Below are 13,878 nucleotides of genomic sequence, written 5' to 3'. Positions count from 1 at the left end.
ATACATCCTCCTTTTTAAAAATAGGACTTTATCTACTTCTTCCACCTTTTTCCCATCTTGAAACCGAAGGATCACAGGAACAATCCCGGCCTTTATTGCTTGTAAAAAGAACCATAAAAATTTATCCTAGTTTCAAAATATAATGGTTGACGCATGGAATTTACTATTATATACTTACTTACAGAAAGTAACTTACTCATTTAAAATAATCTTGAAAACATTTGATGGAGGGATTGGAAATGGCAAAGCAAACTTTTAAGGTAGATCCGACACATACTAGTGTAGACTTTTCGGTAAAACACATGATGGTATCCAAAGTGAAAGGGACATTCCATGATTTTGATGCAACAATCGTGGCAGATCCGGCAGATATGACTACTGCTGAAGTAGATTTCACCGTAGATGTCAACAGCGTGGATACCCGCAATGACCAGCGTGACACCCATTTGCGTTCTGGAGACTTTTTCGATGTAGAAAACAACCCGAAGATGACTTTCAAATCAACAGATGTTAAAAAAGTCGGAGAAGATCAATACGAAATCATTGGTGACCTTACTATCAGAGGTACGACTAATCAAGAAACATTCAAAGTGGACTTCGAAGGAAGCGGAAAAGATCCATGGGGAAATCAAGTATATGGTTTCAGCGCAGATGGAAAAATCAAACGCAGTGACTATGGTTTGACATACAATGCCGCTCTTGAAACCGGTGGTGTGCTTATCGGGGACGAAATCAAAATTTCGATCGAATTGGAAGCCACTACTAATACAGAAGCATAAATACCAACAAATCAACCACCCGTTACAAGGGTGGTTGATTTTTATTTTCCCGCCAAATCTCCTCTTACTATAAATATTCCTCTTCCTTTTTTCATAATTTCATGTATTTGGCAAACAATAACTCCAAGAAAAAAATTGGGGGTATTTCTGTGTTTTTCCGAAAAAAGAAACAAACAGAAGATAATAAAGCATTGCCTTTAAGCCGAAATTTAAGCAAAAACACAAAGAACCTCAAAGAATTATTTTCGTTTGGCCTTAACAAAGACTTTACCGTAAGAGAGTTAATGGCTGCTTATAACCAGAAAACAGTTCAGTTATTCTTTTACTCTTCCATAGTAAATCAACAGAAAATTTACCAAGGAATCATCCGCCCGCTCCTTGAGGCAGATGGTGACGATATCTATTCCATTTTAACGATAGAGAAAATCAAGGAGATCAAAAACCTCCAAGACGCAGAAGATGACATTAACAGTGGGAATGTCGTACTCCTCTTTGAGGACGAAAAAATAGGATATTCCCTGAATGTCTCGGACTTTAAACACCGCAGCATAGGAAAACCAGAAAATGAAAATGCTGTGAAGGCGCCGAAAGAAGCCTTTACGGAGTCTTTGTTTGTAAACATCTCCCTGATCCGCAAACGAATCCATGACAAACAGTTGATAGCCGAGGGAAAAGCCGTAGGAGACCGATCAAAACTGGATGTAACCATCATGTATGTGAAAGATGTAGTCAACAATGAAGTTCTCGAAAATGTGCGGGAACGCATTTCCGACTTATCCGTGGACAATGTGAGGAATATCGAATCACTCGAACAATACATCGAAGAGAGGCCATATTCCATCGTTTCCACGATGCTGTACACCGAGCGCCCTGATCGTGCTGCTTCCCATCTAGAAGATGGCTATATTGTTTTGCTTATGGAAAACTCTTCGGCATGTCTGGTATTACCGGTCACCTTTTGGTCCTTTTTTCATTCAGGAGAGGATCGCTATCTACGGTTCCTTTTCGGTAACTTCTCCAGGCTGATAAGATTTTTTGCCTTTATTTTGTCCCTGTTGGTTTCTGCGACCTACATTGCGATAACCAATTACCATACAGAAATGATTCCGCCGGACTTACTATTGGCCATTACTGCCGCCAGGGAACGAGTGCCTTTTCCGGTCATTTTCGAAGTATTGTTAATGGAGTTAGCTTTTGAATTGATTCGTGAAGCGGGATTGAGAATTCCCAATCCATTAGGACCGACGATCGGGATCGTAGGAGCCTTGATTATCGGACAGGCAGCGGTTGAAGCAAATATTGTCAGTCCGATTGTCGTTATTATCGTCGCATTGTCAGGGCTATGCTCTTTCGCCGTCGCCAATGTCAGCATGAACTACACCATCCGGATCACGAGATTCATTTTTATTTTTGCTGCTTCTTTCATGGGAATGCTCAGCCTGACTGGAGCTTTTCTCTTATGGATGATGTATTTGGCATCCATCAAATCGTTCGGGGTCCCATTCCTGTCTCCATTATCGCCTGCTTACAAATCAACACAGGATACCTTGTTCCGGAAAATGATCAAGAACGAATACTTTCGGCCTGGCCAGTTAAAACCAAAGGACATTAGAAAAAAAGGGTAGAAAAGGAGGATTACGATGTTCAAAAAGGAATCAAGACTCGGAGCAAGGGAAGCTTTTGCCATGATCATCCTCATGCTCGGCGTCAAAATATCGAATACAACCCCATCTCTGTTCGCCCAGTACGGCGGCAATGCTTTCTGGATGATGCCATTTATTTCTATTGTCGTAATCCTTCCTTCTATTTTGCTGCTTTATTATCTGTTGAGAAAGTACAAAAACAAGAACCTTGTAGAACTTTCCGAACAAATAATGGGAAAGACGGTCGGCAAAATCCTCTGTTTTATCCTGTTTTTGATTTTTTTCAGCATGATGGCTGTGGAAGGACGAAGTTACACGGAACAGTTAAAGCTTCTATACTTTCCTGAAACCCCGACGCCTTTCATCTTTTTTGTCTTTTTTCTTATAGCTTTTTACGGGGCTAAAAGAGGATTGGAAACAATCGGTTCCACTTCCTGGTTGTTTCTTTTTTACATAAAGGCTTCTGTATTTCTACTGGTTGTGCTGGCTTTTCGGGAAGCGATTTTTATGAGGATTTTTCCCATTTTTGGAAAGGGATTGAGTTTGCTTCTTATTGAAGGGGCTAAAAAAGCATCTCTTTTTTCAGATTTTTTTATCCTTGCCATGGTCTACAATGTATTCGACAGCTCGAAAAAATTCACAAGAGGCATTTTGACAGGCTTTGTGTTCATCTTTTTTGAAATGACATTCTTCTTCTTGTTATATTGCACGATTTTCGACTACAATTCTATAGACAAAGTGGCATTTCCTTTCCACGAGCTTACCCAATACGTGGATATCGGTGCTTTTTTCACAAACATCGAAACATTTTTTATGATTTTCTGGCTGTTTGCCGCCTATATAAAGTACATGATTTATCTCTACTGTATATCTTGGATTTTCGGCGCCATTTTCAATATTAAAGAATTTGAACCGCTCATTCTTCCATTTGCTTTTTTCGGGGTCGTCTTTGGCATGATACCGGAGAACGCGGTGATGAATGAATTGGTATTCAAGGCAAGATTGATGGATATCGCCACACCTATTTTGATTGCATTTCCTGTATTGCTTTGGATAGTAGCTAAATTAAAAGGAGAATTAAAGCGATTATGAAAAAAATCCTCCTCTTGTTAGTCATCCCGTTCATTTTATCGGGGTGCTTTGATCGTATCGAAATCGAAGAGCAATCTTATGTTATTGCTATAGGAGTCGATAAAGCGGACGAACAAGGAAAATATAAAATTACGTTTCAGTCTGCAAATCCGGAAGTCGGCAGTGCACTTACAGGAAGCGGTGCCCAGGAAGAACCGAGAGAAACCGTGACATTAGAAGGAAGTGACCTGCTTACCGCCAAGGACACGGCCAACTCTGTCATAACAAAGCAGCTTGCGCTGGATCATACAAAAGTTATTGTTGTCTCGGAGGATCTAGCTCGTTCTGGGGAATTTATTCGAGTCATCCAGGCAGTAACAAGAACTACCGAGTTAAGAAGGTCTGTCCAAATCATTGTTTCAAAAGAAAACGCAAGCGACTTTCTGAACAATAATAAACCACTGATGGAAACACGGCCACATAAATATTACCAATATATGCTGAACCGGGCCAGGGAAACCGGAATTATCCCGGAAGCGGATGCCCACCGATTTTTTCAAATTACCGAAGGGGATGCAGATGCCTTTTTAGCCATATATGCAACAACCGAAAAAGAACAACGGAATAACAAGGAAAAAGGCCATGAAGATGAATACACGGCAGGGCAGGTCCCGATAGAAGGCGGGAACCCTACTGAGTTTATGGGCGCTGCAGTTTTTAAAGAAGGAACGATGATCGATACCCTCACTGGACAGGAAACCAGGATTGCCAATGTATTGGATGACACAATGGACATGGAAGCCTATTTTGCTACATATCCTGATCCGAAAAATGAAAAGTACAGAATAGCTGCAACCTTCTCAAAAGAAAGGGACACAAAAGTAGAGATCGACTATAAAAAAGGCCAATCAACCAAAATAAATGTCACCGTCCCATTCACCCTTGAGGTAGTCGCTATTCCGAGCCTGATTGATTACTCCACCAACCAAGCGGAAAGAACCATGCTGCAAAAACATCTATCAAAAATTCTTGATGATGCGGCAGACAGCCTTGTCAAAAAAACGCAGGAAGAGTATGGGACAGATCCATTTTACTGGTCCCTCTATATTCGAAAATATTTCAAAACAGTTAAGGAATTCGAGGAAGCGGACTGGAACAATAAAATTTACCCAAATGCCGATATCGACGTGAATTTTGAACTGAAACAGCTTTATTTCGGAAAAATGATCAATGACTCAAATCTAGATGAAGTGAGGGACTAGACGATGGGAAGACTATTGATTCTCCTGATTTCTTTATATATTGCCTACTATTGTATCTCTTTCTCAAAGACGGTTTACAAGGAAGGAAACAAAGCAGGCGCAATCGGGACGGCCATATTAGCTTTAGTTGCTATCGCCTCACCCTTTATCTTCTTTTTTACTTGACTGGCAGCAGTCCATACCAAGGGAAATTCCCTTGGTATTTTTCATTTAACTTAAAAATCATTTCCTGCCATCTTGCTATACAACCTGACTTAGAGTAAAATAGGGGAACAAATGTTCTTTTTAGGGGTGATTGAATGAAAGTTACACAGATCACCAGAGATGATACGTATATGCTGTATATAACTCAGCCGAAAAGAAAAATTCTGATAGAGCATGATGGTAAAAGAGGATTGACCATTATACTCAGGGTCGGTTCAAAGAATATTTTCATCTATATCCCCTATCCTTTTCGCATATAAAAATGCCGGGGGTTTAAACAAAAACCCCCGGCATTCATGGCATAATGGTACGGCCCCAGCAGGATTCGAACCTGCGACGCATGGTTTAGGAAATCGTTCAGTTATATTTATTGGCGTTTGTAGGTATTTGTTTACCCTTATAAAACGCTAATCATCAAAAATACATTTAAATATTTCGTGATTTTTATTTGTTGGTATTTAATATCCATGTCCCGTCTTTGGACCAATAAAAAAGCCCCCTCTTTAATAAGAGGGGGAATCCAATAAATGGAACATGAAAGGATATTTCCAATATAGCCTTTTAAAGTGCTATTAGACAAGTTGTTTAAGCTTTCCTCTCGTTTCAGGACCATACTTTCCATCCTTTTTAAGACCATAATATTTTTGAAATCTATATACGCAATTTTCTGTTTTAGGTCCGTATCTTCCATCTATTCCATTATTTTTAGCGCCTTTTTCTGGATAGAAGTAAATGGAGGCAAAGGCCGCTTGCATATCTTCCACTTCCGTCCCAGAATCTCCTCTCTTTAAGTTAGTTTCTGGGACCTTTATTTTGTTATCCTTTTTAAGTTCCGCTTGTGTTTCCGGGCCTACAAATCCATCAACTTCAATTTCACGATCTTCTTGGAACTGTCTGACTGCATCTTCTGTTTCGTCTCCAAAGTTACCATCCGCGCCATATTTCGGCAGCTTATAACCAAGATCCAGCAACCGTTTTTGAAATGCTTCCACCTCAGGTCCTGAGTCTCCATTCTCGTAAAACCCTTTTGCAGTAGCTGATTTCACTTGGCCAACTTTAGCCTTTGAACTCAAATTAGGTCTTGCTCCACGTTGTAATTGAGAAATAGACAATCCACCTGTCATTTGTAAGTGAGGATAATCTTTAAAGCTTGTCCAATCGCCTCCCCACTCAAAACCAAGAGACTTACCAATAGCTGCAACCCGTTTCCATTTGTTATTCACTGTCCATAACGCTTTAGACCCATCGCTAGAAACAAGGAAATAGTCTACAGCCAAACCATAGTTGTGATAGCTTGTGCCAGGACGGGCGTTGGTAACAATATTACCTGGCGTAGTTCGCCCTTGGTTGTATAGCTGTTGCTGTCGTGCGTTACTACGATAACCGGAAGAAATTTGTGCATAGATGCCTTCGTCATATGCTCTTTTGATCACTTCAATAGCTGCTTCTTTTACGACTGGATGAATTCCACTACCCATATTCCTTACAGAACGATCAATCAATGTTTGTACTGATAACGCCATATGAAACACACTCCTTTTTATTTTGTTGTGCCTTCTCGCTTATTAACCGCCAATTCGAATAATCCAGTTCCAGCTAATCCTGCAATGCCTCCGGCCCATAATCTCAGCACCAATTCAACATCAGTGAATGGGTAGGCAATAGCGCCAATAAGAATCCCCACCAGGAAAGAAATGGCGGGGACAATGTTTTTCGGGATATTTATTGTTTTCTTCGCTAATTCAACTAAAGCAGTGACAAAAGGCAGCAGGACTGTAGCAAAAATCAAAACTTCTTCCATGTTTGATCACCTCCTTTTAATTGCATTAAAAAACCGACTACCTGGGCGGCAATCGGTCTTTTATATCTTTCAATTCATCAATAACGTCGTCATATTTTTCGCTGAATTTTTCTAATAAACTCTGCAATCGCATTTCTCTCTGTTGGTTTGCATTCATTACATATATCAACAACCATACAAAAAGAGCCGCGAAAGGACCCTGTGTTAAAAAATACTGAAGCACCGTTTCGATGGTGATCTCCTCCATTCTATTGACCCCCCGTAAACCAATTAAATCTTTCGTATATCTGTATATGGCCACCAGTTAAACCATTATCAATTCCCCGTTGATGACAGGAGGGCGTGGTGGCCGCCCATTTTTTTGCAATAAAAAAAGAACCCTCGTCAGGTTCTCAATCATTTTTTATTTGATTCCATATGTCTAATGCTTGCGCTTGTTTCAAAGTGCTTTTGCTTATTGATTCTGCTTCTCTTGATTTAAAAGCTGCCAGTCTCATTTCGTTTGTTTCTAATTGGAGCTCTATATATCCATTTAATTGTTGGTCGTCTGAATCAATTGCTTCCAATGTGTTGTTGAAATCTTCTATAGCAGCCTGGAAATCAACGTAATCTCCATTACCTACGGCAAACATCTCGCTTTGTTCCTTCATGGTTTCAATATGTTTATTAATTTCATCTGTATAATCATTGGAGTAACCCATTAATACTGCTGAGAAGACTAAAACTAATAATGCTTTTTTCATTTTCATTCACCCCTTATCTTTACTATACACATCACCACCTCAAGCTTGAATTCCTATTTGGAATATAAAAAAACGCCTATATGGCGCTGGTTTCTTCTTCCTCTTCTATTGTTCTTGTTCCCTTTATATCTATGCCTGAGAATGTTTCGCCGCCAAGCTCTACTAACTGGGAGCCGGCTTCGTTAACCTCTTGAATGAATGCTTTGCTATCAAAATCTTCAACTTCCACCGTTACGTCGTCTCCACTATGTGTTAGAACCTTTATTTTTATCATTAATAATTACCTCCTAAATGTGATTGGATAAATACTCTTAAAATTACGTCAGCCTCTATCCTCGCTAAATCATTAGGTGAAATTTCTATTTCATGCCGACCTCTTGTTACTTTCCCAGAGTCATCCTTCTCCAAATAATCAACTATATCGATGCGATCACCACTTGTGCTGTCAAAATCAACCACGTTACCATCCACTCTTATTTCCACATTGGATGGTGTTTCATTAAGTTCATAAATGCCATGATTGATATCGTGAGTATGATTCGGCAGTTCTATCTCATGAGAATGATTTGGTATATCAATTTCATGCGTATGATCTGGAATAGTCACATCATGAGCGTGATTCGGTATAGTTACTTGGTGTGTATGATTTGAAATCGAAACATCATGTGAATGATTTGGCGTGCTAAATGAATGAGAATGGGCCGGTATGCTTACAGAGTGATTATGAGCTCCGTCTGCCGAATGAGTATAGATATCCCCTGCAGCTCCTGGTATAAAAACGGCGCCTATAGCAGTACCGTCAGCAACCCTTGGAGCAGAATAATACTGCCAGTTATCATCTGCAGGCACCGTCCCGAAATTGTTGTTGTAATTAAAAACTCTGTGGCGATGGGTTCCAGCTGACGTTGATGATTGAGTGGTAGAACCTCCACTGTTTGTGGATTTGCTTGTCCCTCCACCACTACTGGAAGTGGCAGTCGTTCCACCCCCAGAGCTAGATGTCGCTGTGGTACCCCCTCCGGACGTGGTAGATCGTGTCGTTCCTCCTCCTGAAGAAGTTGATTTTACAACCGAACCACCACTGGAAGTGGATTCAACAATTGCCCCTCCTCCATGAGTAGCCTGACTGTATGCCCTGAAAGCCTTTGTCCGGAAAGTTAACTCGCAAGTATTAATATTCACTACATCGTCATCAATATAGATAGGTATTAATGCAGGGACTGCGCTGTCGCAATTGTCCTGATAAGTGAAATTCATGATGTTCGTTGCTCCCATGCTATACGCATCATTAACTTGCTGCTTTCTTTCAACATCTGCCTGAGTAGTCGCAATATCATCCAATTTATTATTCAACTCAAAGTCTATATCTTCATATCTGCCAAATAAATCACCTTTTGACTCATTAACTATTCTAACGATGTAGCTATCCCTATCCGGGACAATAATTTCAACCAGGTCACCCTCGCGAAGCCTTTCGTGCTTGAACTCTTCTTTCATGGATAAATCAGAGGCTTTGGCTTCTAGTGATATTTTCGGGTCCTTCCACTGACTTAACAGCGACTCACCGTTTGCCATTAACGTTTTAGCATTTTCAAATCGATTATCCACCCATACATATTGAAAGAGTCCATATTTTTTGATGGATTCTGCATCCTCGATATAAGGAACACTGTTATTCACTTCGGTAATATCGAGTTGATTGACCCCTTCACCAGCTCCGAGAGGATAAATCCGGTTTACAATTTCAGTAGGGTCCAGAACTTCATCAAAGGAGCCCATATTCTTCCCCCAGCGTAATTCGCCCTTAACGACTTCAGAGGGTCTTACCAGGCTTAATTCCCAAGGGTATGTTTGCGTATTATATTCAAATCGATATGGTTCATTAAATGGTTCTGGAATCGACAATACCGGAGCAAGCAGACCATTCTCATTTTCAAACTTATAATGAAATCTACGCTCGAAATCAACTCTATCCAATACCCAGTGCTTGGTTGTTTGTTCATCTAGGATGAATTGAAGAACTTGTCGTGTCGTATAATTCGTGAATTGATGGTATTTAAAAAGCACGTCCCCCAACAGAGTGGCCAGAACGTGCTCGCATTCATAGTTTATTATATTGTCTTGGATGCTTGTTTTCTGCGGTATAATACGGAACAAGCCGATATATTCATCGTGATGTGTTATCTCAAGGACATTGAAGGAATCACATAATTCATTCTTCGGATCGTCTATCGGCAAAGAAAAATAAGCCGTCCAAAGTTCATTGGTTGGCTTCTCGTATCCTACATTTGAGGCGTTTTCCAGTATGCCTAAATCCTGTAAGTCTTTTGTTTTTACAGTTAGTATAGCGATTCACCTCCATAAAAAAAGAACCACTGCAACAGAGGTTCTTCTAAATTATTATCAATATGTTAAGCCTTCGGTTGATTATTAACTAACACGTAACTTTCCTTTTTTTACTTGTTCTTCCTCATTTTCATTACTATCTAAAAGTATTTTATAATTATTAATTAAGATGCTAGACAACAGTATTGGTATCCCGGCACTAGTGTATGAGATAGCAGACTCCGTTAAGAAAGCAGTTGAGAATATAGCTACCATCACAGCCAACAACGAAACTGAGACAGAATACAGAAATTTATCATCAGAAACCAACTTTAAAAATTTCATCAACCTGTTAAATATCAGGATAAAGAATAAACTGAATAAAGCAAAACCAATAACACCAAATTGCCCGACCACTAATCCCAAAAAGCTTTCTGCTCCAGCTCCCTCCGAAACAGTCGCATTGCCATTATATACCTCTGCCAGGTTTCCTACAGTGCCCAATCCTGATCCAAATGGATGTTCAAGTCCTTCTTTAAAGCTATTAGTAAAACCAAATATATGGTCTACCGCTGAAAGTCCTTGTTTTATTACTTTATTAATATATGCTGCCGCCCCTAATACACCTAAGCAACCTAAGATGTAAGATAAAAAAGGTCTTTTTAAGACAAACAACAAATAAAAACCAAACCCGATAGCTAAAGTGATAATTCCGCCTTTGCCTAGTGTTAAAAATACACCAGCAGACAAGAATAATATAGAAAACCAACTCTTGCCAATGTATTTCCGGTTAAACAGAGAAAAAACAGCTAGGAATCCTATAATATGTGCGAGTACGGGCGGGTTTGATACAAAAGAAGCCGTCCTCCTTAACATTTGCCCAGTATATTTTACAAAGTCAGAAGTATAAAAATTCGAGGGTAGCCCGTTCACCATTGTCAATGCTTCCTGCCCTCTTTTTTCTAAAAAGAAATTATATATTCCTATATCCTGCCAAAATTCAGGGTATAGATAACTCTCAAAAATGCCAAACAAGACAATAATAACTCCAAAAACATGCAATTTAGTCAGCAACTTCTTTAAGTTAGACCTACTAAGTACAATATGCTTACCTAAAAAGTAAAAGATAAAAGGGAGCATTACCTGTCTTAAGGATGCAATTTTTGTAAAATTATTAGCATCACCAAGCCAAACCGAAATTGTCAAAACATAAAAAATAAACAATATCGAAACAAAGTCAATTCTTGTTAAATTATGGAAAAGTCTATTCTTAAATAACAATAAATATCCCAATAACCCTAACAAGAATAACTCTTTATAATACTGAAGTTCATAAGCTTGTGAGATGCCTAAGTTCCCCATTAAATAAATAACTACCGTGTTTTGAATAATCGACACAACAAAAAGGAAATATATCATTTTGTAATTGGACTCAACAAAAAAGTAGAATGTCACACATAAACCCAAAATTGCTATAATTATTCCGGCTGTTAGAATTGGATAAAATCCTATTAAAAGCAAGAAAGGTATTGCCACAGCTCCAATCACTATGTTTTCACGTCTTTTATTAATCGTTAGCATTTTCTTGAACCCCTGTCAGTATTTGTATCTACCTAATAATACCAGTATCATAATACTAACTCAATGAAATTTTATGAAAATACCGACTTTGGACCATAACGATAACCAAACTTACATACTACTCCAAGAGCTTCCATTCCATAGCAATGTTATAACATCTTTCGGCTGTAATGTTACTGGTTGGCTCATTCGAAGTTCTGTCCTGTAAGAAGAACTTGATCTAATTACAAGTGTATTCATACTACTGTCATTCTTTATTGTTAGAGTCTGTCCTCTTCTATTTCCAGCAGGAAATTCATAAAAGCCAATAGAGTCTGTGCTCGGGTTTACTTTTAGATAAATGTTGTCATGTAAACTCTGACCGATTTTATAATGTGCATCTACATTGGTGTTTATTGTCTGGTTTAAAAAATAAAAAGTATTATTGTAATCATTAGCAGATGAAAAAAGGAAAGACGGTATGTCTTTATCAGTTGCCACTTCTTGATTCCCTGAAAAATCAATAATTTCACATTTAGTTGTAGAAGAATCACCTTCAGCGACAAGATGTACACTACCACCACCATATATAACTTTGACATCCTTCGCCTTCATTTTAGACCCCTCGTTAGTGGTGAAAATTCTTGATCCCGATAGTGAATATTCACTTAAATCTACTGTTAAATTTTCAACAATAAAATCAGATCTTGTCTGTTTTATCATCCGAGCATAAGAGGAATTAGTCTTACATTTAATCTTTACTCCCTCTATTCTTCCGTTTGAATCAGCGAGATCAAATACGACACTCCCTCGCAATAATTCAAAGTATCCACCCTTTATGAATACATTATTAACTATTTGACCAGTTCCCGTTTTATTGACGATAACGGCAGCACCAACTATATTAAATGCTTTACAGTCAGTTATGAATATATCTTTAGTTGAGTTTGGAAACCCTTCAAAAATGTTAAAAGCGTATCGACAATTCTCCGCTACACAATCCGTAAACTGAATCTTCCTCCCTCTAGCACTAAATGCTGTACCACTAGCTGATTTACCTTTGTAATTTCCATAAACCGTACATCCCCTAAAGTGAATGTTGTAAGCTTCATCATGGGTATCAAAAGCTGAATTGGAACACCCGTGACCAAAACCTTTTACGGTCGTATTCGCACTTCTTCCGAAACTCTCAATCTCCGTAGAACCGGCTTCCACACCGTTTGTGTTAGTGGTATAGCCATGACGACAATTAATAAACAATGTTGAATTCACGGAACCATATTCGCAAGAAATGTCGTTAATCCCATAACCATAAGAACCGGTAGCCGGATCATTTTTTAAATTTTTAATGTGAGTGTCAGTTACTGAATATCCGTAAATTCCGGTTAACGTTACAAACGAACCGTACCCTTTTTCGCATTGTAAATCATTGAGTGTTATGTCCCTCGCTGCTTTTATGGTGATATAGGAAGCGTTCCATCCAGAAGAATCTCCAGAATTCAGAGAGTCAAACTTGAATCCTTCAATGGTAAATGTGATATTTTTTAACTTCGATACCCTTGGACTTGTTATATATGTTTCGCGAAGTTTGCTTGTTAGAACAACATCTTCACCCTCCACCGCTCCTACTACGGCAAATTCTCCTTTTCTACGTACACCTGTTGCACTTTGTTTTGCTCCTTCTATTTCGTCATCTGAAACTACCTTGATAACATCTCCCTTTTTAAATGCAGGTGTTGTAGAAAGGGTAATTTTATCAGTTATAATAGAACCTTCCCCAGAAAAATCATAGTTGGTTTCAGAAATGGAGGAAATACTGCTCGTTTCCTCCCACCCTCCTTTGAAACTCATTACAGGGGAATTTACATTTTGAATAATTCTTGCACCATAACTTATAACACTAAGCGATTTACCTTCACTTGAAACATTGCCTAGATAATAAGTTTCGGTAGGAGGGAAGATAATCACGCCACCATCTAATGAATCATCCACCGTTTTTTGGAATGCGGCAGTCCAGTCCCATCCGTTCGCAACAGCTATTTTTAAACTTTCATTTTCTTTTATGCTTTTAAAATAATCTACTTTCTTTTCTGTTGCTTCTATTTGCGAACTAAGTCGTTGATCAACTTCATTGACTGGACCGGTTGTTATCTCGGAAAATTCAAACCATTCACCGTCTTTTCGAACAAATACTTTTCCTGTATCCCGTATAAAGACTCGGTCGTTTTCTTCAGGGTTAGGATAAGTAGATGCTAAATCTGATAGTGTGGCTACTGGTTGCAGGTATTTACCAACGTTATATCTTAAAGCAGCTTCTGAATCTTTTATAGCTTTGTCAGACTCGGTTTTCGCTTCATTAGATATATTAATCGCTTGATTCGACTTATTTTCAGCTCTATCTGCCGCATCAATGGCAGCATTTACCTTTTTGGCACCTGATGCCAGTGATTCTTTCTCTCCAATTTTAATTTTATCTAATGACATATCACC

General features: G+C 38.9%; 13 protein-coding genes. 5 read left to right on the top strand and 8 right to left on the bottom strand.

Features of this window, described 5'->3' with window-relative positions:
* Positions 1 to 239 precede the first annotated feature (239 nt).
* The 5 genes from CZ434_RS14710 (at position 240) to CZ434_RS22240 (ending at position 5,219) form a co-directional block, all read left to right on the top strand.
* Positions 240 to 779 carry a YceI family protein gene (locus tag CZ434_RS14710; protein WP_077623857.1) on the top strand — a complete coding sequence of 180 codons (540 nt, stop codon included), beginning with the start codon at positions 240 to 242 and terminating at the stop codon, positions 777 to 779.
* A 149-nt stretch (positions 780 to 928) separates the two neighbouring features.
* Positions 929 to 2,404, top strand: a complete 1,476-nt coding sequence (locus tag CZ434_RS14705) for a spore germination protein (protein ID WP_245830998.1) — start codon at positions 929 to 931, stop codon at positions 2,402 to 2,404.
* Positions 2,405 to 2,419: 15 nt separating this feature from the next.
* Entirely contained in the window at positions 2,420 to 3,514 is a 1,095-nt protein-coding gene (locus CZ434_RS14700) for a GerAB/ArcD/ProY family transporter (RefSeq protein ID WP_077623855.1), read from the top strand.
* The gene (locus tag CZ434_RS14695; RefSeq protein WP_077623854.1) at positions 3,511 to 4,755 is read left to right on the top strand and encodes a Ger(x)C family spore germination protein; all 1,245 of its coding nucleotides are present in this window, start codon (positions 3,511 to 3,513) and stop codon (positions 4,753 to 4,755) included. The genes CZ434_RS14700 and CZ434_RS14695 overlap by 4 nt, the downstream gene beginning before the upstream one ends.
* A 299-nt stretch (positions 4,756 to 5,054) precedes the next feature.
* Positions 5,055 to 5,219 carry a hypothetical protein gene (locus tag CZ434_RS22240; protein ID WP_179107288.1) on the top strand — a complete coding sequence of 55 codons (165 nt, stop codon included), beginning with the start codon at positions 5,055 to 5,057 and terminating at the stop codon, positions 5,217 to 5,219.
* Positions 5,220 to 5,531: 312 nt separating this feature from the next.
* On the opposite strand, the gene CZ434_RS22685 is transcribed toward CZ434_RS22240, so the two are convergent.
* The 8 genes from CZ434_RS22685 to CZ434_RS14655 all read right to left on the bottom strand — a co-directional run bounded on the left by CZ434_RS22685 (position 5,532) and on the right by CZ434_RS14655 (position 13,872).
* Entirely contained in the window at positions 5,532 to 6,482 is a 951-nt protein-coding gene (locus CZ434_RS22685) for a peptidoglycan-binding protein (protein WP_077623853.1), read from the bottom strand.
* 17 nt (positions 6,483 to 6,499) lie between these two features.
* Entirely contained in the window at positions 6,500 to 6,760 is a 261-nt protein-coding gene (locus tag CZ434_RS14685; RefSeq protein ID WP_077623852.1) for a holin, read from the bottom strand.
* A 37-nt stretch (positions 6,761 to 6,797) separates the two neighbouring features.
* Positions 6,798 to 7,007 carry a BhlA/UviB family holin-like peptide gene (locus CZ434_RS14680; RefSeq protein ID WP_077623851.1) on the bottom strand — a complete coding sequence of 70 codons (210 nt, stop codon included), beginning with the start codon at positions 7,005 to 7,007 and terminating at the stop codon, positions 6,798 to 6,800.
* A gap of 145 nt (positions 7,008 to 7,152) precedes the next feature.
* Positions 7,153 to 7,503 (bottom strand): hypothetical protein, encoded by a 351-nt coding sequence (locus CZ434_RS14675; RefSeq protein WP_077623850.1) that lies wholly within the window; start codon positions 7,501 to 7,503, stop codon positions 7,153 to 7,155.
* A gap of 76 nt (positions 7,504 to 7,579) precedes the next feature.
* Complete coding sequence (locus tag CZ434_RS14670; RefSeq protein ID WP_077623849.1) at positions 7,580 to 7,777, bottom strand: hypothetical protein; 198 nt, start codon at positions 7,775 to 7,777, stop codon at positions 7,580 to 7,582.
* A complete protein-coding gene (locus CZ434_RS14665; protein ID WP_281252302.1) occupies positions 7,777 to 9,807 on the bottom strand; it encodes a phage tail spike protein in 2,031 nt (676 codons plus the stop codon). Before CZ434_RS14665 ends, CZ434_RS14670 begins: the two co-directional genes overlap by 1 nt.
* A 126-nt stretch (positions 9,808 to 9,933) precedes the next feature.
* Positions 9,934 to 11,409, bottom strand: a complete 1,476-nt coding sequence (locus CZ434_RS14660; protein WP_077623847.1) for an O-antigen ligase family protein — start codon at positions 11,407 to 11,409, stop codon at positions 9,934 to 9,936.
* A gap of 111 nt (positions 11,410 to 11,520) precedes the next feature.
* A complete protein-coding gene (locus tag CZ434_RS14655) occupies positions 11,521 to 13,872 on the bottom strand; it encodes a hypothetical protein (RefSeq protein ID WP_077623846.1) in 2,352 nt (783 codons plus the stop codon).
* Between the last annotated feature and the right edge of the window lie 6 nt (positions 13,873 to 13,878).

The sequence above is a fragment of the Sediminibacillus massiliensis genome (assembly GCF_900156915.1).
GTDB classification, from domain to species: domain Bacteria; phylum Bacillota; class Bacilli; order Bacillales; family Amphibacillaceae; genus Sediminibacillus_A; species Sediminibacillus_A massiliensis.
The sequence above is the reverse complement of the archived record's forward strand: the minus strand, read 5'-3'. Positions and strand labels throughout refer to the sequence as shown.